Below are 26,197 nucleotides of genomic sequence, written 5' to 3'. Positions count from 1 at the left end.
TGAAGTGTCCCAGATGCCGGATCACAACGGCGGAAGCGGCCGTGAAGGCTTGCGCTTGCGGCGCGAAGGCGACTCGCCGGTCGTTCGCGCCGTCGTGTCCAATCCGAAGCGCAGCGTCTCCTTGACCTGCTCCGAGCCGCCAACCAGCACGGCGCCGCCTGCCGCGGATTCGAGCTGCTGCACCATGCGCGCGATCCGGTCCGCGACGTTTTCGTTGGAGAGCTTCTCGCGAAAGCGCTCGACCATCAGCGGAAAGGCAAAGGGCGTGGGCCGGGCCAGCGGCTGCATCACCAGTCGCTGCGTCGCCATGCGCAGGAGGCTGGCGCGCAGGCGGCCGATCTCCAGCTCCTGGGCGAGCAATTCCTCCTCGGCCTGGCGGAGCAGGCGATTGGCCGGGTCGTACTTGCGGAACACCTCGTAGAACAACGATGACGACGCCTGGAGCTGCTTGTTGCTTCGCCGCTCCCCCGGATAGCCCTGGTAGATGAGGCCGGACACCCGCGCGATCTCGCGGAAGCGCCGCCGCGCGAGTTCGCTCGCGTTGAGCGATGCGAGCACCTCATGCAGCAACGCGGTGCGCTCGTCGTGCTGCGCGATGGCGGCCTGTGCCTCGGCATCATGGCCGGCCACCAGCACCTGCGGCAGCAAGGTCGGCCAGTCGACTTCCGTGGCGCTCAGCAGTTCGAAGCCGTAGTCGTTCACGGCAATGGAAAAGGTGCGCGGCTCGTGCTGCGCCACTCGCCATGCGATGAGGTTCGCGAGGCCCAGGTGCACGGGTCGACCGGCGAACGGGTACAGGAACAGATGCCAACCCTCGCGCGTCTTCAGCACTTCGGCGAGCAGCGTCACCGGCGTCGGCAGCGCAGACCAGCGCTGCTGGATTTCGAGCAAGGGTCGCACGCATTGCAGCTCGGCCGTGTCGTAGCGGCCCTCGCCGGCGAGTGCGAGTTGCTGCACGACCGCATCGGCCAGCGTGCTCGACAGCGGCATGCGCCCGCCATTCCAGCGCGGCACGGCCGGGCGCTTTCCGCTCGCGCGGCGAACCCAGGCCGTCATCTCGTGGATGCGCACCAGCTCCAGCAGGCGTCCACCGAAGAGGAAGCAGTCGCCGGGCTTGAGCCGCGCGACGAAGCTCTCTTCCACGCTGCCGATCTTCCCGCCGCCGACGAATTGCACCGACATGCTCGCGTCGCTCACGATGGTGCCGATGTTCGTCCGATGCCGGCGTGCGAGCCGTGTGTCGGGCACGCGCCAGACGCCGTCCTCATCGGGCACGGCACGGCGATAGTCTGGATACGCCGCCAGCGACGGACCACCCTGCGAGACGAAGTCCAGGCACCACTGCCAGCTCTCGCGCGACAGGCGCGCGTAGGCGGCGGTCTCGCGCACCTCGTCGTACAGCGCATCGGGCTGGAAGCCACCGCCCAGCGCGATGGTGACGATGTGCTGCACCAGCACGTCCAGTGGCTGCTCGGGCGAAGTCCGCGCCTCGATGTGACCGGCCGCGATCGCCGCACGCGCCGCCGCACCCTCGACGATCTCGATGCTGTGCGTCGGCACGAGCGTGATGCGCGACGGCCGCCCCGGTGCATGACCCGAGCGTCCCGCGCGCTGCAGCAGACGGGCCACACCCTTGGGCGACCCGACCTGCAACACGCGTTCGACCGGCAGGAAATCCACGCCCAGATCGAGGCTCGACGTGCAGACGACGGCCCGGAGTTCGCCGCTCTTCAGGCCGAGTTCGACCCATTCGCGCACCGCCCTATCGAGCGAGCCGTGATGCAGCGCGATCACGCCGGCCCAGTCCGGCCGCGCCTCGAGCATTGCCTGGTACCAGATCTCGGATTGCGAGCGTGTGTTGGTGAAGACCAGCGTGGTCGCACTCGCCGCGATCTCCTCGATCACTTGCGGCAGCATCGTCAGGCCCAGGTGCCCGCCCCAGGGGAAGCGCTCCGCACGGCCGGGCAGCAGCGAGTCGATGACCAGGGTCTTGGGCACCTCCCCCTGCACCAGCACGCCGGGCGCATCGCCGAGCAGCGTGCGCATGGCTTCGTCGAGGTTGCCGAGCGTGGCCGACATGCCCCAGACGCAGAGCGTCTCGTTCCATCGGCGCAGCCGGGCGAGCGCAAGCTGCACCTGCACGCCCCGCTTGTTGCCGAGCAGTTCATGCCATTCATCGACGACCACCATGCGCAGCGTGCCGAGCACCTCCCTGGCATCGGCGCGCGACAGCAGCAGCGAAAGGCTCTCCGGCGTGGTGACCAGCACCGTCGGCAGCCGCTGGTTCTGCGCGCTGCGTTCGGCGCTGCCGGTGTCGCCGCTTCGCGCCCCGGCGCTCCAGGCGCGGGCCTCGTCGCCGAGGCCGTCCAGGGCGCCCTGCAACGCGCGCAGCGTGTCTGCCGCCAGGGCGCGCATCGGCGTCAGCCAGAGCACGGTGAGCGGCGGCGGCCGGTCGGTGCGCCGGTTGTGCGATGCGCCGGCGAACGCGAGCAGCGCGCCGAGCCAGACCGCGTAGGTCTTGCCGGCACCCGTCGTCGCGTGCAGGAGACCCGAGTGACCGTCCGCGATCGCCTTCCACACCTCGCGCTGGAACTTGAACGGCTTCCAGCCCCGCGCCGCGAACCAGTCGGTCAGTACGCGCCGGTTGAGCGTCATGACGGCAGCAACGCAGCCAGCGTCTGCAAGGTGTCGGCCTCCGCCACCGGCTTGTCCTCCCGCCAGCGGAGCATGCGCGGGAAGCGCACCGCGATGCCGCTCTTGTGCCGCGTGCTCCGCGCGATGCCTTCGAAGCCGAGCTCGAAGACCAGCGTCGGCCGCACGCTGCGGACCGGGCCGAAGCTTTCGATCGTCGTCTTGCGGATCACCGCGTCGACGCGCGCCATCTCGGCATCGGTCAGGCCCGAATAGGCCTTGGCGAAGGGCACGAGCTTGCGGTCATCGGCGTCGGGTGGCGCGTCCCACACCGCGAAGGTGTAGTCGCTGTAGAGGCTCGCACGGCGCCCGTGGCCGCGCTGCGCGTAGACCAGCACGGCGTCGACGGACAGCGGGTCGATCTTCCACTTCCACCAGACGCCCACGTCCTTCGTGCGCCCGACGCCGTAGCGGGCGCTGCGTTGCTTGAGCATCATCCCTTCGACACCCATCGAGCGTGCGGCTCCGCGCTGGCGGGCCAGATCGTCCCAGCTTTCGCCATGAAGCATAGGACTCGCAATGAGCGAAGGATGCTGCGCGTCCGCCAGCAAGGTGTCGAGCAGCGCGCGGCGCTCCTGCTGCGGTATGGCGCGCAGGTCGCGGCCCTCCCATTCGAGCAGGTCGTAGGCCAGCAGCACGACAGGGATCTCGCGCAGCAGCTTCGGCGTCAGGGTCTTGCGGCCGATGCGCTTCTGGAGCTCTGCAAAAGGTTGCACGCGATCGTCTCGCCACACCACGATCTCGCCATCGAGCACGGTGCCTTCAAGTAGCGTCTCGCCCATCACTGCCAACTCCGGGAAGCGATCGGTCACCAGTTCTTCCCCGCGCGACCACAGCCAGACCTGGCCGGCGCGCTTGACCAGTTGCGCGCGGATGCCGTCCCACTTCCATTCGATGATCCATTGCGAGGGAGGCCCGAGCGTGGCGTCGAAGGCTTCGAGCCCGAGGTTGAACGGATGTGCCAGGAAGAAGGGATAGGGCTGGCCGCTGGTCTGCTGGTCGAGCTCGCCGGTGTTTTCGGGTGCGATCAACGCTGCGTAGTCAGCTGCGGTCGGCTGGCCGCTGATGTGCGTGTAGCCCATGAGCCGTTGCGCGACGCGCTTGGGATCGAGCTCGCCGACCGCCGCCAGCGCCTGCGTGACCTGCAGCCGCGACACGCCGACGCGAAAGCCGCCGGTGATGAGCTTGAAGTACACGAGCCGTTCTTCCACCGCGAGCCGCCGCCATTGCGCGCGCAGGGCATCGGCGAGCGCCTCCGGCGGCGTCTTGCGCAGCGGCAGAAGGTGCTGCTCGATCCACGTCGCGAGCCCTATGTCGTGCGTCTCGGCCGGCGGCGGCAGCAGGAGCGCGATGGTCTCGGCCAGGTCGCCGACGGCCTCGTAGCTTTCGTCGAAGAGCCATTCGGGCAGCCCCGCCGCCTCCTGCGCCAGAAGTCTCAGCAACTTCGCCGGCACAAGCTGCCGCGGCTTTCCTCCGGCGAGAAAGTACACGGCCCACGCCGCATCCTCGGGCGCGACGCTTTGCAGGTAGCGTTGCAGCGCCGCCTGCTTGGCCAGGCTGGAGGTGGTCGCGTCCAGTTCGCGATAGAGCGCGGCGAACTGCTTCATGGGGCCGCAGCGGCGCCTCCGCCCTCCACGTCCTCGTCGCCGTACTCCGTCTTGAAGCCCTGGGCGTCGAGGCCGATCTCGCTCAGCCATCGCACCATCACGGCCACGCTGCCATGTGTGACGAACACGCGCTCCGCGCCGGTGCCCGCGACCGCCTTCTGCAGGCCGGGCCAGTCGGCGTGGTCGGACATCACGAAGCCGCGGTCCACGCCGCGACGCCGTCGCGTACCGCGCAGTTGCATCCAGCCGCTCGCGAAGGCATCCGAATAGTTGCCGAAGCGGCGCATCCACGGCGTGCCCTGCGCCGACGGCGGCGCGAGCACCAGCGCCCGCTGCAGCAGCGAGGCATCGACGCCGGGGTCGCTCACGCGCAAGGTCGGCGGCAAGGCGACGCCGGCTGCGCGATACACCGCGTTCAACGGCTCGACCGCGCCATGCACCACGATCGGCCCGATGCTTGCATCGACGCCATGCAGGATGCGCTGCGCCTTGCCGAACGCGTAGCAAAGCAACACCGACGCCCTGCCCTGCTCCGCGTTGGCGCGCCACCAGTCGTTGATCTCGCCGAACAGCACCTCCTGCGTCGGCCAGCGGTAGATGGGCAGGCCGAAGGTGGATTCGGTGATGAAGGTGTCGCAGGGCACCGGCTCGAAGGGCGTGCAGGTGCCGTCGGGCTCGGTCTTGTAGTCGCCCGACGCGACCCACACCCGGCCGCCGTGCTCCAGCCGCACCTGCGCCGATCCGAGCACATGGCCCGCCGGATGCAGCGAGAGTCGAACGCCGTGGTGGACGATCTGTTCGCCATAGGCCAGCGTCTGCAGCGTGATCTCGCCGAGCCGGGTGCGCAGGGTGCCGGCGCTGTCGGTGTGCGCCAGATAGTGGCCATGGCCGACGCGCGCATGGTCCGAATGCGCATGCGTGATGACCGCGCGATCGACCGGGCGCCACGGGTCGATGTAGAAATCGCCCGGGGGGCAGTAGAGGCCTTCGGGACGGGCGACGACGAGGTCGCCTGAAGCAGAGGCGTCGGACGATGAATGAGGCATGGACGCCGCCATCGTAGGACCTGCCGGCGCCCCGCGCTGTCGGCAAGTGCCTACGCGCGGGTCAGCTCACCAGGGCATCCACTTGACGTCGCTCCGCGACGACGCCACGGTCCGTTCGATGAAACGCACACCGCGCGCACCGTCCTCGACGCGCGGGTAGTCCGCGGCCAGAGGGTCCGCCGTCGTACCCGAGTGCCGCGCACGGATGTCCGCGACCACGCCACCGTAGACATTCGCGAACGCCTCGATGAAGCCCTCCGGATGCCCCGTCGGCAACCGGCTCGCACGCCGGGCCGCCTCGCACAGCCAGGGCGCGCCGCGCGTGAGGACGCGCTTGGGCCCGTCGTGCGGCAAATGCACCAGTTCGCTCGGCCGTTCCTGGCGCCAGACGAGCGTTCCGAGCGCGCCGGAGACCCGCAGCCGCAGATCGTTCTCGAGCCCGGTATTGATCTGCGAGGCAATCAGCACGCCCCGAGCCCCGCCGCGAAATCGCAACAGTACGCTGCCGTCGTCATCGAGCGCACGCCCCGCCACCATCGAACTCAGGTCCGCGCAGAGGCTCTCGATCTCCAGCCCAGTGACCGCGGCCACCAGATTCTCCGCATGCGATCCGATATCGCCGATGGCACCCGCAGCACCACTGCGCGCCGGATCACTGCGCCAGGCCGCCTGCTTGTTGCCCTCGCCTTCGAGCCGCGTCGCAAGCCATCCCTGGTTGTATTCCACGACCACCTTGCGAACCTCGCCCAGCTCGCCCGAGCGCACCATCTCCCGCGCCTGACGAACCATCGGATAGCCCGTGTAGTTGTACGTGACGCCGAACACCGTGCCCTGTCGCGCCACCGCAGCCACCAGCGCGTCGGCCTGCGCGCCCGTATGCACCAGCGGCTTGTCGCACACCACGTGAAAGCCCGCCTCCACGAAAGCCTGTGCCACCGGAAAGTGCACATGGTTCGGCGTGACGATCGATACGAAGTCGATCCGCTCGTCCGCCGGCCGCTTCAGCTCGTCATCCAGCAGGGAGCGCCAGTCGCCATGGTTGCGGTCGTCGGCCAGGAAGAGATCGCGCCCCGACGCCTTGGCCTTCTCGGCACTCGAAGACAACGCCCCCGCAACCAGCTCGACCTGCCCATCCAGCGCAATCGCCTTGCGATGCACAGCCCCAATAAAGGCATCCCGCCCCCCACCAACCATGGCGTAGCGCAGCCTGCGTTGAAAAGTATCGTGAGTCATGGATATTCATGCGCCGCGAAGCGCGCGCCGTTGGTGAAACACCGCGGAACCGGCTTCGCCGGGCCGCAGGTGTTGCCCCCGGTAGGGGGTAGGCGTAGCGACACGAAGTGCGCGCAGCCTGGGGGCGAGCCGTCAGAACGGGCTGTCCGGGTGATAGAAGCTCTTCGCGTTGTCCTTCGTGATCAGCACCGAAGGAATGATCGTCGTCGCCGGCATCTTCTCGCCCTTCAGGCGTGCCTCGGCCGTGAGCTTGATCGCGTCGTAGATGAACTTCGGCGAGTAGCTCACGTCGGCCTGGATGCGCGGGTCCTTGCCGTCCATGATGGTCTTGACCATGCCCTTGGCACCGGCGCCGCCGAACACCACCAGGATGTCGTCGCGCTTGGCCTGCTCGATGGCCTTCAGCACGCCCACGGCCATGTCGTCGTCGGCCGCCCAGATGGCATCGATCTTCTTGAAGCGCGTGAGGTAGTCCTGCGTGACCTTGAAGGCATCGTCGCGGTTCCAGTTGGCGTACTTGGCGTCGAGCAGCTTGATGTCCGGGTAGTTCTTGAGCACGCTGTTGAAGGCGTCCATGCGCTCGTTGTCCAGCGTGGTGGCGATGCCGCGCAGCGCGACCACATTGCCCTTGCCGTTGAGCTTCTTGGCGATGTATTCGGCGGGGATCTTGCCGAAGGCGGTGTTGTCGCCGGCCACGTAGGCGTCCTGCGCGCTGGTGTCGGTCAGGCCGCGGTCGACCACCGTGACGTAGGTGCCCTTGGCCTTCACCTGGGCCACCGGCTTGGTCAGCGCCGCCGACTCGAAGGGGAAGATCACGAGGGCGTTGATCTTCGTCACCGTCGACAGGTCCTGCAGCTGGTTCGCCTGCTCGGGCGCGTTGGCTGCCGTCTTGATGGTGATCTTCAGGTCCTTGTATTCCTTCTCGAGGTCTTTCTTGGCCTGGTTGGCCCAGTAGTTGATGCCGCCCATGAAGCTGTGCGTCGCGGCCGGGATGGACACGCCGAGATTCACCGGCTCGGCCGCGAGGGCCGGAAAGGCCGCGAAGCTCGCGGCGGCGACGGCGCTCAGCGCCAGGCGTCGGGTGATGGAAGTCATGCTGCTTGTCTCCTTGTGGTGAATGAAACGGAACGGACGGAAATCGATGCGCATCAGCGTCGGCCGCGCTGCAGGAAGGCGACGACGATGATCACGATGCCCTGCACTGCGGCGTTGAGGTACACGCTGATGATGCTGGTGAGGTTCAGGATGTTGCTGATGACCGAGAGCAGGATCGCGCCGATCACCGTGCCGGTGATGCTGCCCGCGCCGCCCTTCAGCGCGGTCCCGCCGACGATCACCGCGGCAATGGCCTCCAGCTCCCACAGCAGGCCGGTGGTCGGCGATGCCGAGCCGAGCCGCGGCACGTAGAGCAGCGTCGCGATGCCGACGCAGACGCCGAGCAGCACATAGGTCAGGATCTTCACGCCGTCCACGCCGACGGCCGCATAGCGCGCCACCTGCTCGTTCGAGCCGATCGCCTGCACGTAGCGCCCATAGGCGGTGCGGTTGAGGATCAGGGCGCCGATCACCGCGACGATGAGAAACACCCACACCGGCACCGGAATGCCCAGCAGGCTTGCGTAGTAGACCGGTGCGTAGAGGTCGGAAAGTTCGTTGTCGAGCGTGAGTGCACCGCCGTTCGCGAAGTACGTGAGGTACGCACGGAAGATACCGAGCGTGCCCAGCGTCACGATGAAAGGCTCGATCCGCCCCTTCGTGATCAGCAACCCGTGCGCAAGCCCGAACGCCGCGCCCAGCACCACGGCAAGGACGGCCCCCAGGATCACAGCTAGGAGCGGCGATCCGAGCGCCGGCCCCATGGCGTTGATGAACATGATCACGCACCCCGCGATCAGCGCCGCCATCGAGCCCACCGACAGGTCGATGCCGCCGGAGATGATCACGAAGCACATCCCCACCGCGATGATGCCGATGAAGGCCGTGCGCGTGAGCACATTCATCGCGTTGTCGAGCGTGGCGAAGTCGCCATTGAGCAGCGTCCCGGCGATGCACAGCAGCACCAGCCCGATGACAGGCCCGAAGCCGTGCAACCGCTCAGTCCACCGCGGCTTCGAGTCGCTGCGATGCCCGGCAGCGGAATCAGGTGCGGACGCCATTGGATTCCAGGTTCACAGCGGATTGCAGTTGAACGGCTAGCGAAGCAAAGCCCCTTCGGGAAACACCGCGGAACCGGCTCGGCCGGGCCGCTGGTGTTGCCCCCTGCAAGGGGGTAGGCGAAGCGACACGAAGTGCGCGCAGCCTGGGGGTGGGTTCAAACAGTTCCGGTGGCATGAGCAATCAGCTCCTCTTCGGTCAATTGATTGGCGTCCAGCGTGGTCACGAGGCGGCCGGCCCGCATCACCGCGACGCGGTGGCACAGGCCGATCAGCTCCATCAACTCGGACGAGACGACGATCACTGCCAGCCCCTGGCGGGCCAGGCGCTGGATCAGGAAATAGATGTCGCGCTTGGCGCCGACGTCGACGCCGCGCGTGGGCTCGTCGAGCACGACGACCTTGGGTTGCGGCTGCAGCACTTTCGCGAGGGCCAGTTTCTGCTGATTGCCGCCGGAGAGGGACGAGGCGCGCGCGTCGAGATCGCCCGTGCGGATGCCGTAGTCCTTCACGGCCTCGGCGAGTGCCGCACGCTCGGCATCGGGCTGGAGCCATGGCCTGGCATAGCGTTCGAGTGCCATCAGCGTGAGGTTCTGGCGCAGGCCCAGGTGCACATGCAGGCCCTTGCCCTTGCGGTCCTCGCTGAGATAGGTCAGGCCGTGGCGTGCGGCGTCGCGCGGGTTGCGCAGGTGCACGGCGCGGCCCTCGATCTCGACCGTGCCGCTCGAAGGACGCAAGCCCAGCAGCCCTTCGAAGAGTTCGGTGCGTCCGGCACCGACCAGTCCTGCGAAGCCGAGGATCTCGCCCGGGCGCACTTCGAAGCTCGCGTTGTCCGCCCAGCCCGGCACGGTGAAGTTGCGTACCTGCATCGCAGGCGCCGTGGCCATCACCACCGCGTCGCGCGGCGGATAGAGATCGGCGAGTTCGCGGCCGACCATCAGGTTCGCCATCTGGTGGCGCGTGACGTCGGCGGTGGGCGCCCGGGTCACGAATCGACCGTCGCGCATCACGATCACCTCGTCGGTCACCCGCTCCACTTCGTCGAGCTTGTGCGAGATGTAGACGATGGTCACGCCGTCCGCGCGAAGCTGGGCGATCAGCTTGAAGAGCCGCTCGGTCTCGCCGGGTGTGAGCGTGGCCGTGGGCTCGTCCATGATCAGCAGGCGCGCATGGCGCGAGACGGCCTTCGCGATCTCGACCAGCTGCTTCTCGGCGACGATCAGGCGGCGCACCTTCGTGGTCGGGTCGATGCTCAACCCGACCTGCGCGAGCGCTGACGCGGCGTCGCGCTCCATTGCCGCATCGTCGAGCAGCCAACCCTTCTTCTTCTCGTGGCCCAGGAAGATGTTCTGCGCGACGCTGAGGTCTTCCGCGAGGTTGAACTCCTGGTGGATCAGCACGATGCCCAGGGCTTCGGCGTCACGCGAACTGGTGAACTGGTGCAGTTCACCGTTGACGCGCAAGCTACCGGCCGTCAACGATTCGTAGCCCGCCAGGATCTTCATCAGCGTGGACTTGCCGGCGCCGTTCTCGCCGAGCAGGCCGTAGATGCGGCCGGGTTCGAGCGAGAAGCTCACGCCGTGAAGCACCTCCACCGGGCCGAAGGATTTCACGACCTGATCGAACTCGACAGAGACGGCGGACTTGGGCGTCATGGCGCCACCCCACGTGCCTTGAGCGTCTCTTGCATGGCGAGCACCCCCGCGCCGATCAGGCCGGCTTGCGCGCCGAGCGGGGTGTACTGGATTTCCAGGTGCCGCGTGGAAAGCGCGAGCGAGCGTTGATAGACGCTCTGCCGCACCGCCGCGAGGAACAGCGGCCCGATGCGCGTGATCCCTCCGCCGATGAACACATGCGACGGGTTGAAGAAGTTGACGATCGACGCCAGCATCTGGCCGATCAGGCTGCCGGCGCGCTGCACGATCGCGTTGGCGGCCGCATCGCCCGCACGGCTGGCCTGGCCGACATCGACCGCCTCGATGCGGCCCTGGGTGCGCAGGCATTCCGCGAGCGCGGTGCTCTCCCCGGCTTCGGCCGCCTGCACGGCCATGCGCGTGATCGCAGGGCCGGCCGCCATCGCCTCGACGCAACCGAGGTTGCCGCAATGGCAGCGCGGACCGTCCTGGTCAACGCAGATGTGGCCGACATCGCCCGCGGACCCGGCTGCGCCGCGATACACCTCGCCATGGCACACGATGCCGCAACCGATGCCGGTGCCGACCTTGATCACGAGGAAGTTAGAGAGCGAACGCTTCAGCCGCCACAGCTCGCCGAGCGCCATCAGGTTGACGTCGTTGTCGACGAAAACGGGCGCGGCGTAGTCTTCGCGCAGGTAGTCGCGGATCGAGAAGCTGTCCCAGGCCGGCATCAGTGGCGGGTTGACCAGTTGCCCGATCTCGAAGTTGACCGGGCCCGGTACGCCGATGCCGATGCCGATGACCTGCCTTGCATCGAAGCCTGCCTGCGCGAGCAGGTCCCGGATCAGGACCTTCACTCGGGCAAGGACCACGCCGGGGCCTTCGCGCACGTCTGCCGGCTCCGCGTGATGGGTCAGCACAGTGAGGTCGGGTGCGAGAACGGCCACGTCGAGACTCGTAGCGCCGATGTCCACGCCGACGAGTGCGCCGAGTCCGCCGTGGAGTTGGAGGTTTTCGGGGCGGCGGCCACCTGACGAGCGTTGCAATCCGGCTTCTGCAAGCAAGCCCTGCTCGACCAGCCCGGCGATGAGCGCGTTCGCCTTGCTCTTGGAAAAACCAAGCTGTTCCGCCATGCCATGGCGCGAGCCGCCGGCCGACCAGAAGGTGGTCTCCAGCAGTTGCATCTCGTCGGCAGTCAGTCGGCTCCAGGGGGCCAAGTGCTTTGTCTCCGTCGCATTCTTGTTTGCTTCCGCCGTGGACCGGTCGGAGCTGTCGCGAATACTAGGGGCGGAGCTTCAGCCGAACAAGACTTAACTTCGACCAAATAAAGTTCGAAGTCAATTCTCAAGTCCGAGCGCCATGCAAAAAGCCGCCCAAAGGCGGCCTTTTCTTCACCAGTAACACCGCAGAACCGGCTCCGCCGGGCTGCAGGTGTTGCCCCCGGTAGGGGGTGGGCGGACTACACGAAGCGAGTCCAACCTGGGGGCGAGCTAGTTCACTTCTTTTCGCGGTACTTACGGAGTGCCGCCAGCTGAGCAGCCATGACAGCCAGTTCAGACTGCGCCATCGCAATATCGATGTCCGTCTTGGCGTTCTTCAGCGCTTCCTCGGCGGCGGCCTTGGCCACGTTGGCCTTCTCGTCGTCAAGGTCCTTGCCGCGGATCGCGGTGTCGGACAGCACGGTCACCGTGGTGGGCTGCACTTCGAGAATGCCGCCCGCCACGAAGACGAATTCCTCGCCGCCGTCGGCCGTTTCGATGCGCACGGCGCCGGGGCGGATGCGCGTGATCAGCGGCGTGTGGCGCGGGTAGATGCCGAGCTCGCCGGCTTCACCCGGGAGCGCGACAAACTTGGCTTCGCCCGAGAAGATCGACTCTTCCGCGCTGACCACGTCCACGTGAATAGTGTTAGCCATCTGTTGTCCTATGCGAACTTGAAGAAGGGTGCGGAAAGCAAGCCTTACGCGACCTTCTTGCCCTTCTCGAACGCTTCGTCGATGCCACCCACCATGTAGAACGCTTGTTCCGGCAGGTGGTCGGCTTCGCCGTTCACGATCATCTTGAAGCCGCGGATGGTCTCCGACAGCGGCACGTACTTGCCGGGCGAGCCGGTGAACACTTCGGCGACGTGGAAGGGCTGCGACAGGAAGCGCTGGATCTTCCGTGCGCGGGCCACGGCCAGCTTGTCTTCCGGTGCCAGTTCGTCCATGCCCAGAATCGCGATGATGTCGCGCAGTTCCTTGTAGCGCTGCAGCGTGCCTTGCACGGCGCGGGCCACGTTGTAGTGCTCTTCGCCGACCACCAGCGGGTCGAGCTGGCGCGAGGTCGAGTCCAGCGGGTCCACGGCGGGGTAGATACCGAGCGAGGCGATGTCGCGCGACAGCACCACGGTCGAGTCCAGGTGGGCGAAGGTCGTGGCGGGCGACGGGTCGGTCAAGTCGTCGGCAGGGACGTACACGGCCTGGATCGAGGTGATCGAGCCGACCTTGGTCGACGTGATCCGCTCTTGCAGGCGGCCCATTTCCTCGGCCAGCGTCGGCTGGTAGCCCACGGCGGAAGGCATGCGGCCCAGGAGCGCCGACACTTCGGTACCGGCCAGCGTGTAGCGGTAGATGTTGTCGACGAAGAACAGGACGTCACGGCCTTCGTCGCGGAACGACTCGGCGATGGTCAGGCCGGTCAGCGCCACGCGCAGACGGTTGCCCGGGGGCTCGTTCATCTGGCCGTAGACCATGGCCACCTTCGAGTCCTCGAGCTTCTCGAGGTTCACGACGCCGGAATCGGCCATCTCGTGATAGAAGTCGTTCCCTTCGCGAGTGCGCTCACCCACGCCGGCAAACACGGACAGACCCGAGTGCGCCTTGGCGATGTTGTTGATGAGCTCCATCATGTTCACGGTCTTGCCGACGCCGGCGCCACCGAACAGGCCCACCTTGCCGCCCTTGGCGAACGGGCAGACCAGGTCGATCACCTTGATGCCGGTTTCCAGCAGGTCCTGCGAGGGCGAGAGTTCGTCGTACTCGGGGGCCTTGCGGTGGATCGAGGCCTGGAGTTCCTGGCCCACGGGGCCGCGCTCGTCGATGGGACGACCCAGCACGTCCATGATGCGACCCAGCGTCGCCTTGCCGACGGGCACCGTGATCGGCGCGCCGGTGTTGGTCACGATCAGGCCGCGGCGCAGGCCGTCGGACGAGCCGAGCGCAATGGTGCGCACCACGCCGTCGCCGAGTTGCTGCTGCACCTCGAGGGTCAGCCCGCCGCTTTCGTACTTCAGGGCGTCGTAGATCTTGGGCATCTTGTCGCGCGGGAATTCCACGTCGACCACGGCGCCGATACATTGAACGATCTTGCCTTGAACTGCTTCTGCTTGAGCCATGTCTGCTCCGATAAAAATTGAAATCTGTTGAGGTCCGAGGGGCTCAGACGCCCGCGGCCGCCGCGGCGCCCGAAACGATCTCCGACAGCTCTTTGGTGATGCCTGCCTGGCGGGTCTTGTTGTAGACCAGCTTGAGTTCGTTGATGACGTTGCCCGCGTTGTCGGTGGCCGACTTCATCGCGACCATGCGTGCCGACTGCTCCGACGCCATGTTCTCGGCCACGGCCTGGTACACCAGCGATTCGACGTAGCGCACCAGCAGCTCGTCGATCACGCTCTGCGCATCGGGCTCGTAGATGTAGTCCCACGAATGCTGGCCCTTCTCGACCTTCAGCGAATCGGCCTGCAGCGGCAGCAGTTGCTCGACCACCGACTCCTGGCGCATCGTGTTGATGAACTTGGTGTAGCAGAGGTAGACCGCGCTGAGCTTGCCTTCGGCATAGGCGTCGAGCAGCACCTTGACGGGGCCGATCAGCTTGTCGAGGTGGGGCGTGTCGCCGAGCTGGGTGACGTGCGACACCACGCGTGCGCCGACACGGTTCAGGAAGCCCAGGCCCTTGTTGCCGATCGCGACCGCCTCGATGGCGACACCGGCCGACTGCTCTTCGCGCATCTTGGTGGTCAAGGCGCGAAGCACGTTGGTGTTCATGCCGCCGCACAGGCCCTTGTCGGTCGTGACCAGGATGAAGCCCGCCGCCTTCGCGTCGTGCGTCTTCATGAACGCGTGCGTGTACTCCGGGTTCGCCTGGCCGAGATTGGCCGCGATGTTGCGGATCTTCTCGCTGTAGGGGCGGGCGGCACGCATGCGTTCCTGCGCCTTGCGCATCTTCGACGCGGCCACCATTTCCATGGCCTTGGTGATCTTCTTGGTGTTCTCCACCGATTTGATCTTGCCGCGGATTTCCTTACCAGCTGCCATTGGGGCTCCTTGCGTGGTCGATCAGGCGAACGACTTCTTGAACGACGTGACGGCTGCGGTCAGTTCGGTCTCGGCGTCCTTGTCGATGGCCTTGGCCTGTTCGATCTTGTCGAGCAGCGGACCATGGCTGGACTTGAGGAACTGGTGCAGGCCGTGTTCGAAGGGCAGAACCTTCTTGACGTCCAGGTCGTCCATGAAGCCCTTGTTCACCGCGAACAGCGAGGCACCCATCAGCGAGATGGGCAGCGGGCTGTACTGGGCCTGCTTCAGCAGTTCGGTCACGCGGGCACCGCGGTCGAGCTGCTTGCGGGTCGCTTCGTCGAGGTCCGAAGCGAACTGCGCGAACGCGGCCAGTTCACGGTACTGGGCCAGGTCGGTACGGATACCGCCGGACAGGCCCTTGATGACCTTGGTCTGCGCCGACGAACCCACGCGCGACACCGAGATACCGGCGTTGATGGCGGGGCGGATACCGGCGTTGAACAGGTTGGTTTCCAGGAAGATCTGGCCGTCGGTGATCGAGATCACGTTGGTCGGAACGAAGGCGGACACGTCGCCGGCTTGCGTTTCGATGATCGGCAGCGCGGTCAGCGAACCGGTCTTGCCCTTGACTTCACCCTTGGTGAAGGCTTCGACATAGTCGGCGTTCACGCGGGCTGCGCGTTCGAGCAGCCGGCTGTGGAGATAGAACACGTCGCCCGGGTAGGCTTCGCGGCCTGGCGGGCGGCGCAGCAGCAGCGAGACCTGGCGATAGGCCACGGCCTGCTTGGACAGGTCGTCATAGACGATCAGCGCGTCCTGGCCGCGATCGCGGAAGTACTCGCCCATCGTGCAGCCCGAATAGGCCGACACGTATTGCATGGCGGCCGATTCCGAAGCGGAGGCGGCGACCACGATGGTGTATTCCATCGCGCCGGCTTGTTCCAGGGCGCGCACCACGTTCTTGATCGACGAAGCCTTCTGGCCGATCGCGACGTAGACGCAGGTCATGTTCTGACCCTTCTGGTTGATGATCGCGTCGATCGCCACGGCCGTCTTGCCGGTCTGGCGGTCGCCGATGATCAGCTCGCGCTGGCCACGGCCGATCGGCACCATCGAGTCGATGGACTTCAAGCCGGTCTGCATGGGCTGGTCGACCGATTTGCGGGCGATCACGCCCGGTGCGACCTTTTCGATCACGTCGGTCATCTTGGCGTTGACCGGACCCTTGCCGTCGATCGGCTGGCCCAGGGCGTTCACCACGCGGCCGATGAGTTCGGGGCCGACCGGCACTTCCAGGATGCGGCCCGTGCACTTGACGGTGTCGCCTTCGGAGATGTGTTCGTATTCGCCCAGGATCACGGCGCCGACCGAGTCGCGCTCGAGGTTCAGCGCGAGGCCGAACGACGGCGTGCCGTCGGCGCTGGGCGGGAATTCGAGCATTTCGCCCTGCATCGCGTCCGACAGGCCGTGCACGCGCACGATGCCGTCGGTCACCGACACCACGGTGCCTTCATTGCGAATGTTCGCGCTGACGCCGAGACCCTCGATGCGGCTCTTGATCAGTTCGGAAATTTCTGCGGGATTGAGTTGCATGACTCTTTCCTTCTTTCTTTGTAAGGGGCTGACGGCCTCAGGCGGCTGCCAGCGCAACTTTCATTTGTTCAAGACGCGCTTTGACCGAGGTGTCGAGCACCTCGTCGCCGACCACCACGCGGATGCCGCCGATCAGCGACGGATCCTGCTGGACCGTGACCTGCAGCTTGCGGCCGAAGCGCTTTTCGAGCGTCGCGGCGACGGATCCCAGGGCACTGGCATCGATGGGGAAGGCGCTGTAGACCACCGCATCGGAAGAACCACTCTGTGCGTTCGCCAGCGTGCGGAACTGCTTCGCGATTTCCGGCAACGCGCTGAAGCGACCGTTCTCGAGCAGCGCCGTCAGGAAGTTGTTCGCTGCGGGCGGCAGCGGCGAACCATGGGCACCGGCAATCACGCCGAGCACCTGCTCGGGCGTGGCCTTGGGGTTGTCCGCGAACTGCTGGAGTTCGGGATTGCCGGCGATGGCCGCGACACTTTCGAGCCATGCGCCGGCGCCGGACAGGTCCGACGAAGACGCCTTGAACAGCGCTTCGGCGTAGGGACGTGCAATGGTGGCGAGTTCTGCCATGGCTTGATCAGAGTTCCGTTTGCAGACGGGCAAGCAAGTCGGCGTGGACGGCCGGATTCACTTCCTTGCGCAGGATCTGCTCGGCGCCCTTGACGGCCAGCGCAGCGACCTGTTCGCGAAGTGCCTCGCGTGCCTTCAGGGCCTGCTGGTCGGCTTCGACGCGGGCTGCCGCAACGATCTTGTTGCCTTCTTCCGTGGCGCGGGCCTTGGCCTCTTCAACGATGGCCTGCGCACGACGTTCGGCATCGGCAAGACGCTGTGCGGACTCGTTGCGCGCCTGGCCGAGCTCGACTTCCACGCGCTTGTTGGCGGCGGTCAGTTCGGACTTGGCCTTGTCGGCGGCTGCGAGGCCTTCGGCGATCTTCTGGGCACGATCGTCCAGCGCCTTCGCGATCGGCGGCCACACAAACTTCATCGTGAACCCGACAAGAATCAGGAACACGATCATCTGGATGATCAGGGTACCGGTAATGCTCACTTTTCACCCTCTCTTTGGGAATGAATCCGAGGCCATTCAACGAAGAACGACATGGGTTCGACGAGAAAGCCTGGACCCGATTACTTCGGCAGGTTGGCGATTTGCGAGAGGAAAGGGTTGGCCGTTGCGAACCACAGCGCGATACCGGTACCGATAATGAACGCGGCGTCGATCAGACCAGCCAGCAGGAACATCTTCGTTTGCAGTTCGCCCATCAGCTCGGGTTGACGCGCGGCCGATTCGAGGTACTTGCTACCCATGATGCCGATACCGATACAAGCGCCGACTGCGCCCAGACCGATGATCAGGCCGGCGGCCAGTGCGACAAAGCTGATAACTTCCATGATGACTCCTAGAGGACTTTGGTTGAAGAGAAAAGAAAAACGAAATCGAACGGGATGATCAGTGGTGATCGTGCGCCTGGCCCACGTAGACCAGCGTCAGCATCATGAACACGAAGGCTTGCAGCGTGATGATCAGGATGTGGAAGATGGCCCATGCCGTGCCCGCGATGATGTGGCCCAGCGCCAGGAAGATGCCGGTGGCCGACAGCGTCCATGCGCCGCCCATCAGGGCGATCAGCAGGAAGATCAGTTCGCCGGCGTACATGTTGCCGAACAGACGCATCCCGTGCGAGACGGTCTTGGCGACGAACTCGATCATCTGCATCGCGAAGTTGAAGGGGTACAGCGCCCAGTGGTTGCCGAAGGGCGCGGTGAAGAGCTCGTGCACCCAGCCGCCCATGCCCTTGATCTTGATGTTGTAGTAGATGCAGATCAGCAGCACCGAGACCGAGAAGCCCATGGCCACCGAGAGGTCGGCGGTCGGCACGACGCGCAGGTAGGCGTGGTGCGGGTCGCCGCCGGCGACGGTGTAGGCCTGGCCCCAGAGGTACGGGAGCAGGTCGACCGGCAGCAAGTCCATCGCATTGAGCATGAAGATCCACAGGAAGATCGTCAGCGCGAGCGGGCCGACGAACTTGCGGCTTTCCGCGTTGTGGACGATGCCCTTGGCTTGCTGGTCGACGACTTCGACCAGGATCTCGACGGCGGCCTGGAACCGGCCCGGCACACCCGAGGTGGCCTTGCGAGCCGCCAGCCACAGCAGCCAGCAACCCACCACGCCGAGCAGGATCGAGAAGAAGAGCGAATCGAAATTGAGAACGGAAAGGTCCGCGACCCCTCCGGGCTTGGAGCTTTGAAGATGCGTCAAATGGTGAACGATGTATTCACCAGCGGTCATCCCGTGTTCCGCAGCGTTTTCAGCAGCCATCCGTTACTCGTCTCAAAGTTTCAGGCGCCTGGGGGCCAGCATCACTGCCACCCAGGCCGCCTTCATTGTCACCACCAAGCCCACCAGCATCGCCGGCCAGCTCAGCGCCACTATCAGCCTTGGCGCGGCGATCAGCATCGCCACCGTCAAGGCCATCTTGACCATTTCCCACAAGAAGAATCCGAACACCGCAGTGCCCGGATTCAGGGAAGAAAACCTTCCGGTCAGGCCCCGTGCGAACACCGCAGAGGGAATGACCACTGCCAGCGCGCCATACCCGGCGGACCACCCTAGATTTTGCCTCCCTGTCAGACCCCAGGCGGCCAATGCCACCAGCAGCCCCGCAACGACCTGAATCGCGATCACGCGCCACGGCGAGATCGACGGCTTCCTGTCGCGCAGCCGTTGGGCCTCCTCGGCGGTCAACGGCTTGAAGTCGTCTTCCGGGTCAGGCATGTCCTCATGGACGTCCTTCAAGGTCTCGCGGGCGATTGTTTTCATTTCGAATGAAGCCCGGATGACGACCCAGAATTTCTACAAAGCCATTGATTATAGGTAAAAAGGCACGCCAATCCGGCAGGTTCCGGGGGTCCAGCGCGGAAATGATCCTTGCCCCGAGCCATGGAATCGCCCTCGGGTTGGAAACCGTCGGGGCGTCCCCACCATAATTCCTCATGCACCCGATCACCGACGCCCTGCCCGAAGCCCCCTGCTACCTCGACGGAAATTTCACCCCGCTGCGGGATGCCAAGGTCAGCGTGCTCGACCGGGGTTTCATCTTCGGCGACGGCGTCTACGAGGTCATCCCTGTGTATGCCGGCCATCTGTTCTGCTTCGACGAACACATGGCGCGCCTCGGGCGCTCCCTGGCCGAGTTGCAGATCAAGAACCCCCTCTCCGTCGCGGAGTGGCGCAGCATTGCCGTCCGCTTGATCGAAGGCGCACCGGCGGCGGCACGGGCGGGCATGCAGGGCGTCTACATCCAGGTGACGCGCGGCGTGGCGCCTCGGGACCATGCGATGCCGCAAGGCCTGACGCCGACGGTCTTCGTGATGGTCAACCCGATGAAGCCGGTGCCCGAGGCGGTGCGGGCGAAGGGCGTGGCCTGCGTGAGTGCGCCGGACTTCCGCTGGCAGAAGGCGCACATCAAGAGCACCAGCCTGCTGGGCGCGGTGCTGGCACGACAGATCAGCATCGAGGCCGGCGCGGCCGAAACCATCATGTTCCGCGGCGACTGGCTCAGCGAGGCTTCGTCGAGCAACGTCTGGGTGGTCAGGAACGGCACCGTCAGCGGTCCGCCCAAGGACGAACTGGTGCTGGCCGGTATTCGCTATGGCGTGATCGAGCGCATCTGTGCCGAGGCCGACATCCCCTTCACATTGCGGCGCATCTCGCGCGAAGAGGTGTTCGGCGCCGACGAGCTCCTGCTGTCGTCGGCCAGCAAGGAAGTGCTGCCGGTCGTGACACTCGACGGACACACCATCGGCACCGGCCACCCCGGTCCCGTCTACGACGCGCTGTACGCCGGCTACCAGCAGGCGAAGGCACGCAGCACGCACGACAACGGAGTCACAGCATGAGCACCCCCACCCCTCCGGACGCACCGGCTGCGCCCATCGACGCACGCAAGGAATCGCTGATCGAGTACCCCTCGAAATTTCCGATCAAGGTGATGGGCGCCAAGGTCGACGGCTTCGTGCATGCGGTGACGCTGATCGCGGAACAGTTCGATCCGACCTTCGACGCGACGACGATCGAGCTTCGGCCCAGCAAGGCCGGCAACTACCTGGGCGTGACCATCACCGTCACCGCGACCAGCCGCGAGCAACTCGACGACATCTACCGCGCGCTGTCGAGCCATCCCATGGTGAAGGTGGTGCTCTGACCACTGCCTGGGCTCCCGAGCTTGCACTGCGCGGCCGCATTGACTACGCGGAGACCTACGCGGCGATGCGGCAGTGGACGCTGGATCGCACGCCGGAGACACCCGACGCGATGTGGCTCTGCGAGCACGCGCCGGTCTACACGCAGGGGCTCGCAGGCAAGGCCGACCACGTGCTGAACCCCGGCGACATCCCGGTCGTGCAGACCGACCGGGGCGGCCAGGTCACCTTCCACGGACCCGGCCAGGTGGTCGCCTACCCGCTGATCGACCTGCGGCGTGCCGGCTACTACGTGAAGGAGTACGTCTATCGCATCGAGGAATCGGTGATCCGCACGCTGGACCATTTCGGCGTCACCGGCCATCGCGTGGGCGGTGCGCCCGGCATCTACGTGCGGCTCGACGACCCCTTCTCGCATGCCGCGCTGACAGGGCCGACGCATCCCGACGACCCGTTCCGCGGTCTCGGCAAGATCGCCGCGCTCGGCATCAAGGTCAGTCGCCATTGCACTTACCACGGCGTCGCGCTCAACGTGGCGATGGACCTCGAACCCTTCTCGCGCATCAACCCTTGCGGCTACGCGGGGCTGAAAACCGTCGATCTTTCTACAATCGGCGTTCAAACAACCTGGGACGAAGCCGCGCAGGTGCTGGGCAGGAAGCTCGGCGCCTACCTCGCACCCTGAGCCCCGCCAGAGAGAAGCCATGAGCACACTCAACGTTGTCCGCGACGCCCAGAGCACCGAGGACTACAACCCCCTCGCCAAGCAGAAGGCCGCGGCCAAGCTCTCGCGCATCCCCGTCAAGGTGGTGCAGGGCGAAGTCCTGAAGAAGCCCGAATGGATCCGCGTCAAGGCCGGCTCGCCAACGACCCGCTTCTACGAGATCAAGCAGATCCTGCGCGAGAGCAACCTGCACACGGTCTGCGAGGAAGCCTCCTGCCCCAACATCGGCGAATGCTTCGGCAACGGCACCGCGACCTTCATGATCATGGGCGACAAGTGCACGCGGCGCTGCCCCTTCTGCGACGTCGGCCACGGCCGGCCCGATCCACTCGACAAGGACGAACCGCTCAACCTTGCGAAGACCATCGCGAAGCTGCGCCTCAAGTACGTCGTGATCACCAGCGTGGACCGCGACGACCTGCGTGACGGCGGCAGCCAGCACTTCGTCGACTGCATCCGCAACATCCGTGAGTTGTCGCCCATCACGCAGATCGAGATCCTGGTGCCCGACTTCCGCGGCCGCGACGACCGCGCGCTCGAGATCCTCAAGGCCGCGCCGCCGGACGTGATGAACCACAACCTCGAGACCGCGCCGCGCCTCTACAAGGAAGCGCGCCCGGGCAGCGACTACCAGTTCAGCCTCAACCTGCTGAAGAAGTTCAAGGCACTGCATCCCGGCGTCCCGACCAAGAGCGGGATCATGGTCGGCCTCGGCGAGACCGACGAGGAAATCCTGCAGGTCATGCGCGACATGCGCGCGCACGACATCGACATGCTGACGATCGGCCAGTACCTCTCGCCCAGCAACAGCCACCTGCCGGTGCGCCGCTACGTGCACCCGGACACCTTCAGGATGTTCGAGGAAGAGGCTTACAAGATGGGCTTCAGCCATGCGGCCGTGGGCGCGATGGTGCGCAGCAGCTACCACGCGGACCAGCAGGCGCACGCCGCCGCCACGCACGCGGCAGACCACGCGGCCGACGTCAGCGCCTTGCCGCAAGCCTGACGCGCGCGGCCCGCGAAGGCGGGCGTGAACGCAGGCTGTCGATCGTCGCCGCCACGAGGCGGTTGATGCCCGCGATGTCGTAGCGCCCGGTGTGCGCCCGCCCCAGCCGCACCACCACCAACTGTTCAGAGGGCACGACCACCACGTACTGCCCCAGGTTTCCCAGCGCATAGAAGGCATCCGCCGGTACATCGGGCATCGCGCGCATGCCCGAGCCGGCGCGGCGGTTGGTCCACCAGCCCGCGCCGTAGGCCGTGCCCAGGGTCGGCGTGGTCGACCAGTCCACCCAGCCTTCGGGTAGGAGACGCTGCCCTGCTGCCGTGAGACCGTCGCGCCGGTACAGCTCGCCGAAGCGTGCCCAGTCGCGCGCCGAGGCCAGCACATAGTGACCGCCGACCGGTGTGCCGGACCCATCCATCTCCATCGTCGCGTGGCGCATGCCTGCAGGACCGAACAGGCGCTTGTGCACGAAGCGCTGCACTGCCTCGGCGTCGCCGCCGACCGCGTCGCGAATCTCGCGCGCCGCGAGTTGCGTGCTGGCGCTGCTGTAGCTCCAGCGCCTGCCAGGCGGCGCCAGAACGCGAGCCTGCCGGGCGAGCCCGGCCATGTCGTCGCCATGCACGTAGAGCATTCGATTGGAAGGATCGAAGCCGCTGCCCATCTCGTCCAGCGCGAGTCCGCTCGTCATGCGCAGGAGTTGCTCGACCGTGATGCCGGCTTTCTCTCCGACCGCCCAGGCGGGCATCGCGTCGACATTCAAGCGACCTTCGCGCACGAGCACGCCGACCAGCGCATTGGTCACCGACTTGCTCATCGAGAACCCGAGCAGGGGTGTGTCGGGCCCGTAGCCCGGCGCATAGCGCTCGCCGATCAAGCGGCCCTTGCGCATGATCACGACGGCCTTGGTATGGCGCGGCGCGTGCGGATCGTCTTCGGCGAAGGCATCGGCCAACGCCGACTCCAGGATCGGTGATCGTGCGGCGATCACAGCGCCTTCGGAAGGGACCGGCGCGGCGGCCCGCGTGGATGCAGCGTCCGCGGACACACGCGCATCCCGATCTTTCACCAGCATGCATCCTGTGGCACCGAGAAAGGCCGCGCGACTCGCGAATGCACCAGCGATGGTGGCCCGCACTTCGCGATCCTCCCGGTCGACGTCGTAGCGCATGAGCGGCGCGACCCAACGGAACCAGGGACGAGGCGCCAGGCTCTCGCTGAACGCCTGCTGCGGATCCAGTCCGCTTACGAAGGACTCCACGCAGAGGTCGTGGGCGGTCACGCCCGTTGCAACGCGCAGCGCCAGATCCGGCCGCAGCCAGGCGCCGAGTCCCCAGAGGCCGACGCACAGAAGGGCCGCCACCAGCGACCCGCGCAAGAGTTTCATCGTGAAGATTCCGTAGGTGCCGCTGTCTGGCCGCGGGTCTGGTTCAGCACCAGTTGCACGATCACCAGCACGATGGCGAGCAGCAGCGTGACCTCGATGCCCGCCAGCGGCACGCAGAGGCCGAGTGCGATCGCGGCGAAGCGGGCAAAACGGGTGTCCCGGCGTGCGCTCTGCCAGCCCGCGCACACCATGCGCCATCCGACCAGCGCCAGCGTTCCCGCGATGGCGGCGTGGGTCACATGGGCGAGCGCCGGTGATGCGATCCATGCGAGCAGGAGCAGGAACACGGAGCACATCACGGCCGCCGAGCGGGTGACGGCGCCGGCCTCGACGTGGGCCGACGTGCGGTTGAAGGAGCCCGAGCAGGCGAAGCCGCTTGTGGCCGACGCTGCGAGGTTGGAAAAGGCCTGCGCCAGCAGTTCGCGCCGGCAGGCACGGTGATCGGCGTCCGGCACGACCGACCGAAGCAGGATGACCGACTGAAGACTCCCCACCACCGCGATGCCGACAGCGCTCAACACCAGTTGCTTGAGGATGTAGAACTCGTCCGCATTGAAGGTGGGCCATTGAAGGACGTTCCACGTCGGTTGCAGATGGCCCACCCGTTCGAGCCCTGTCGCCTCCGCGCCGACGAAGAGATCCAGCATGCCGCCCGCGATGGCGCCGAAGAGCATGGCGGCCACGAGCGATGGCATCCACGGCGTGCGCAGCCTCGCGAAGACCTGTCCGGCCACGACAGACGTCAGCGTGACCAGCAAGGCCCACGGATTCGCATCCGCCCAGCGCTGGAAGGCCACCCAGGGCATCGCCCAGGTCGGCAGGTCGGGCGCGGACAGCAGGCCCATCGCGGGTGCCAACTGGCTGCCGAGCATGAGCATGCCGATCCCCATGTTGAGGCCGGTCGCCGTGTACGTCGGCAGCAACGAGAAGAAGCGGCCGATGCCGCACCAGGCGCCGGCGAACTGCACCATGCCGACCATCGCGGTCAATGTGGCCGCGAAGAGAAGGTACTCCCCGCTGCCGGGCACGCCGAGCGGGAGCAATGCGATCCCGAGCATCATCGCGACCGCCGTGTTGGGGCCCGACAGCAACACGCCGGATGGTCCGATCAGCGATGCGACGATGACAGGGATGACCGACGCGTAGATGCCCATCTCCGGCGGCAACCCGGCAAGCATGGCGAATGCGATGGCCTGGGGCAGCATGATCAAGGCCGACACCCCGGCCGCCCGGAGGTCGCCCCGGTGAGGCCGCCACGTCAGTCTGGAACTTCTTCCGCGCGCGGCGCGAGGCTGCCGCATCGAACGCGCGGCGCCCTGCGCCACTGCCAGGGCTTTGGCGGAACCATCGGACACCGGCGGACCTACTTCGCGAGGAGGCCGGGCAGCAAGCCCTTGCGCGGATCCGGCCAGCGTTCCTGAAGTCCCATCCACGCGGCCACGTCCAGGGCTTCCTGGTCGGTCAGGTTCGGATTGCCCAGCGGCATGTTGGCCTTCAGGAATCCGGCGAGCAGGTCCGTGCGATGCATCCCCGCGCCCTTGTTGAAACTGCTGAAGCCCCACACGGGCGGCACGACATGGGTGCCCGCGCTGTCTTGGTAGCCCTGGCCTTCGCCTTGTTCGCCGTGGCACAACGCACAGCGCTGCGCATAGATCTGCTTGCCCCGAAGCGGATTGGGGTCGGAGCCGGTGCGCGCAATGGTGGGAAAGCCTCGCCCCGGCTGTTCGACGCCGATAGGGCGGTCGATCGCCAGCCATTGCAGGTAGGCGATCAGGGACCGCATCTCATGGCTGTCCTGGGGCGGCGAGAAGCCGTTCATGCTGAAGCGGAAGCACTGCTGGATGCGCTCTTCGAGCGTGACGACGCGATCGACCTTGGCGACATAGGCCGGGTACATGCCGAACGCCGCCCACATCGGCGCCGCGTTGGCCTTGCGTCCCGCATCGAGGTGGCAGCTCGCACAGGTCAGGCGATTGCCTGTGTAGATGCGCGCGGCCTTCGGCGTCTGGGTGAACACGCGGTAGCCCTGGTAGACCAGTTCGCCGTGCTTGTCCGGCGGGAACTGCGCTCGCGCGCTGCGGTCGTCGACCTCGGGTTCGGCGGAACGACCGCAGCCCGCGAGCGTCAGCGCGACCGAGAGCCAGAGCACCACGCGCTTCATGGCTCAGGGCTTGATGTAGGCGTAGTGTTCGGCGCCCTGGAGCCGCGTCAGTTCGACCACGCCGGACGGAACCGTCGAGACATTCGCGGCGAGCGTCGACGCGGCGATGTTGTTCTTCTTCATCGAAATCTCGCAGGCCACGAAACGCACGCCCTTGGCCTGCAGGGCCGCGATCGCGCTGCCGAAGTCGCCCTGGCGATCTCGCTCGCCCTTGACCAGCGAGAAGATGCCGCGCCCGTTGGCCACCAGCGAAATGCTGGCATCGGGCGTGGCCGACAGTTGGTTGTTGATGTTGTTCAGCGCACCCCGCAGCGAGCCGACGTCGTTCACGTGATAGACCACGCGAAGGCCGGCGGGTGCGGTGTTCGCGGCGGTCGCCGGATCGGCAGCGTTGGTCTGGGCAATGGACGCAGGCGCAGCGGCAATCAGCAGACTGGCAACGACGGCCGAGAGGAGGGAAGCTTTTTTCGATTTCATGGGAG

25 protein-coding genes are annotated in these 26,197 nt (G+C 66.3%); 4 read left to right on the top strand and 21 right to left on the bottom strand.

The features are described from left to right. Window positions 1–21: 21 nt before the first annotated feature. The 17 genes from ACSFBL_RS23255 to ACSFBL_RS23175 all read right to left on the bottom strand — a co-directional run bounded on the left by ACSFBL_RS23255 (window position 22) and on the right by ACSFBL_RS23175 (window position 19,058). Window positions 22–2,655 (bottom strand): ligase-associated DNA damage response DEXH box helicase, encoded by a 2,634-nt coding sequence (locus ACSFBL_RS23255; RefSeq protein ID WP_435518185.1) that lies wholly within the window; start codon window positions 2,653–2,655, stop codon window positions 22–24. Further along, complete coding sequence (locus ACSFBL_RS23250) at window positions 2,652–4,298, bottom strand: ATP-dependent DNA ligase (RefSeq protein ID WP_435518184.1); 1,647 nt, start codon at window positions 4,296–4,298, stop codon at window positions 2,652–2,654. Before ACSFBL_RS23250 ends, ACSFBL_RS23255 begins: the two co-directional genes overlap by 4 nt. Continuing rightward, complete coding sequence (locus ACSFBL_RS23245) at window positions 4,295–5,344, bottom strand: ligase-associated DNA damage response exonuclease (RefSeq protein ID WP_435518183.1); 1,050 nt, start codon at window positions 5,342–5,344, stop codon at window positions 4,295–4,297. Before ACSFBL_RS23245 ends, ACSFBL_RS23250 begins: the two co-directional genes overlap by 4 nt. A gap of 66 nt (window positions 5,345–5,410) precedes the next feature. Beyond that, complete coding sequence (locus ACSFBL_RS23240; RefSeq protein ID WP_435518182.1) at window positions 5,411–6,577, bottom strand: Gfo/Idh/MocA family protein; 1,167 nt, start codon at window positions 6,575–6,577, stop codon at window positions 5,411–5,413. 132 nt (window positions 6,578–6,709) lie between these two features. Next, window positions 6,710–7,672: a substrate-binding domain-containing protein gene (locus ACSFBL_RS23235; protein WP_435518181.1), complete on the bottom strand. Its 963-nt coding sequence runs from the start codon at window positions 7,670–7,672 to the stop codon at window positions 6,710–6,712. Between the two features lie 53 nt (window positions 7,673–7,725). After that, window positions 7,726–8,733 (bottom strand): ABC transporter permease, encoded by a 1,008-nt coding sequence (locus tag ACSFBL_RS23230; RefSeq protein ID WP_435518180.1) that lies wholly within the window; start codon window positions 8,731–8,733, stop codon window positions 7,726–7,728. 155 nt (window positions 8,734–8,888) lie between these two features. Further along, entirely contained in the window at window positions 8,889–10,385 is a 1,497-nt protein-coding gene (locus tag ACSFBL_RS23225) for a sugar ABC transporter ATP-binding protein (protein WP_435518179.1), read from the bottom strand. Then, window positions 10,382–11,551: an ROK family protein gene (locus tag ACSFBL_RS23220; RefSeq protein ID WP_435518334.1), complete on the bottom strand. Its 1,170-nt coding sequence runs from the start codon at window positions 11,549–11,551 to the stop codon at window positions 10,382–10,384. The genes ACSFBL_RS23225 and ACSFBL_RS23220 overlap by 4 nt, the downstream gene beginning before the upstream one ends. A gap of 311 nt (window positions 11,552–11,862) precedes the next feature. Beyond that, entirely contained in the window at window positions 11,863–12,282 is a 420-nt protein-coding gene (locus ACSFBL_RS23215; protein WP_435518178.1) for a F0F1 ATP synthase subunit epsilon, read from the bottom strand. A 44-nt stretch (window positions 12,283–12,326) separates the two neighbouring features. After that, on the bottom strand, window positions 12,327–13,742 hold the full coding sequence (gene atpD, locus ACSFBL_RS23210; protein WP_435518177.1) for a F0F1 ATP synthase subunit beta: 1,416 nt from the start codon (window positions 13,740–13,742) through the stop codon (window positions 12,327–12,329). A gap of 43 nt (window positions 13,743–13,785) precedes the next feature. Then, on the bottom strand, window positions 13,786–14,661 hold the full coding sequence (gene atpG / locus ACSFBL_RS23205; protein WP_435518176.1) for a F0F1 ATP synthase subunit gamma: 876 nt from the start codon (window positions 14,659–14,661) through the stop codon (window positions 13,786–13,788). 21 nt (window positions 14,662–14,682) lie between these two features. After that, window positions 14,683–16,236 (bottom strand): F0F1 ATP synthase subunit alpha, encoded by a 1,554-nt coding sequence (gene atpA / locus ACSFBL_RS23200; protein WP_435518175.1) that lies wholly within the window; start codon window positions 16,234–16,236, stop codon window positions 14,683–14,685. Window positions 16,237–16,273: 37 nt separating this feature from the next. Next, entirely contained in the window at window positions 16,274–16,807 is a 534-nt protein-coding gene (locus ACSFBL_RS23195) for a F0F1 ATP synthase subunit delta (RefSeq protein WP_435518174.1), read from the bottom strand. Window positions 16,808–16,814: 7 nt separating this feature from the next. Next, on the bottom strand, window positions 16,815–17,285 hold the full coding sequence (locus tag ACSFBL_RS23190) for a F0F1 ATP synthase subunit B (RefSeq protein WP_435518173.1): 471 nt from the start codon (window positions 17,283–17,285) through the stop codon (window positions 16,815–16,817). 80 nt (window positions 17,286–17,365) lie between these two features. Further along, window positions 17,366–17,629, bottom strand: coding sequence for a F0F1 ATP synthase subunit C (gene atpE / locus ACSFBL_RS23185; RefSeq protein ID WP_019657641.1), 264 nt, complete (start codon window positions 17,627–17,629; stop codon window positions 17,366–17,368). A 58-nt stretch (window positions 17,630–17,687) separates the two neighbouring features. After that, window positions 17,688–18,557: a F0F1 ATP synthase subunit A gene (gene atpB / locus ACSFBL_RS23180; protein WP_435518172.1), complete on the bottom strand. Its 870-nt coding sequence runs from the start codon at window positions 18,555–18,557 to the stop codon at window positions 17,688–17,690. Window positions 18,558–18,569: 12 nt separating this feature from the next. Continuing rightward, complete coding sequence (locus ACSFBL_RS23175) at window positions 18,570–19,058, bottom strand: ATP synthase subunit I (protein WP_435518171.1); 489 nt, start codon at window positions 19,056–19,058, stop codon at window positions 18,570–18,572. A gap of 173 nt (window positions 19,059–19,231) precedes the next feature. On the opposite strand from ACSFBL_RS23175, the gene ACSFBL_RS23170 reads away from it, so the two are divergent. Genes ACSFBL_RS23170 through lipA form a run of 4 tightly spaced genes read left to right on the top strand, consistent with a single transcriptional unit; the run spans window position 19,232 to window position 22,170 of the window. Continuing rightward, window positions 19,232–20,137: a D-amino acid aminotransferase gene (locus ACSFBL_RS23170; RefSeq protein WP_435518170.1), complete on the top strand. Its 906-nt coding sequence runs from the start codon at window positions 19,232–19,234 to the stop codon at window positions 20,135–20,137. Next, window positions 20,134–20,442: a YbeD family protein gene (locus tag ACSFBL_RS23165; protein WP_435518169.1), complete on the top strand. Its 309-nt coding sequence runs from the start codon at window positions 20,134–20,136 to the stop codon at window positions 20,440–20,442. Before ACSFBL_RS23170 ends, ACSFBL_RS23165 begins: the two co-directional genes overlap by 4 nt. Continuing rightward, window positions 20,439–21,125, top strand: coding sequence for a lipoyl(octanoyl) transferase LipB (lipB, locus tag ACSFBL_RS23160; protein WP_435518333.1), 687 nt, complete (start codon window positions 20,439–20,441; stop codon window positions 21,123–21,125). Before ACSFBL_RS23165 ends, lipB begins: the two co-directional genes overlap by 4 nt. A gap of 19 nt (window positions 21,126–21,144) precedes the next feature. After that, window positions 21,145–22,170 carry a lipoyl synthase gene (gene lipA, locus ACSFBL_RS23155; RefSeq protein ID WP_435518168.1) on the top strand — a complete coding sequence of 342 codons (1,026 nt, stop codon included), beginning with the start codon at window positions 21,145–21,147 and terminating at the stop codon, window positions 22,168–22,170. On the opposite strand, the gene ACSFBL_RS23150 is transcribed toward lipA, so the two are convergent. From ACSFBL_RS23150 to ACSFBL_RS23135, 4 genes are all read right to left on the bottom strand, one after another. Continuing rightward, complete coding sequence (locus ACSFBL_RS23150) at window positions 22,148–23,554, bottom strand: serine hydrolase domain-containing protein (protein WP_435518167.1); 1,407 nt, start codon at window positions 23,552–23,554, stop codon at window positions 22,148–22,150. The genes lipA and ACSFBL_RS23150 overlap by 23 nt on opposite strands. Next, window positions 23,551–24,855: a SulP family inorganic anion transporter gene (locus ACSFBL_RS23145; protein ID WP_435518332.1), complete on the bottom strand. Its 1,305-nt coding sequence runs from the start codon at window positions 24,853–24,855 to the stop codon at window positions 23,551–23,553. The genes ACSFBL_RS23150 and ACSFBL_RS23145 overlap by 4 nt, the downstream gene beginning before the upstream one ends. A gap of 62 nt (window positions 24,856–24,917) precedes the next feature. Beyond that, window positions 24,918–25,715, bottom strand: coding sequence for a c-type cytochrome (locus tag ACSFBL_RS23140; protein WP_435518166.1), 798 nt, complete (start codon window positions 25,713–25,715; stop codon window positions 24,918–24,920). 3 nt (window positions 25,716–25,718) lie between these two features. Then, on the bottom strand, window positions 25,719–26,192 hold the full coding sequence (locus ACSFBL_RS23135) for a DsrE family protein (protein WP_435518165.1): 474 nt from the start codon (window positions 26,190–26,192) through the stop codon (window positions 25,719–25,721). Between the last annotated feature and the right edge of the window lie 5 nt (window positions 26,193–26,197).

Origin of the sequence: Variovorax glacialis (assembly GCF_051216375.1) — a bacterium.
Classification (GTDB): domain Bacteria; phylum Pseudomonadota; class Gammaproteobacteria; order Burkholderiales; family Burkholderiaceae_C; genus Variovorax.
The sequence above is the reverse complement of the archived record's forward strand: the minus strand, read 5'-3'. Positions and strand labels throughout refer to the sequence as shown.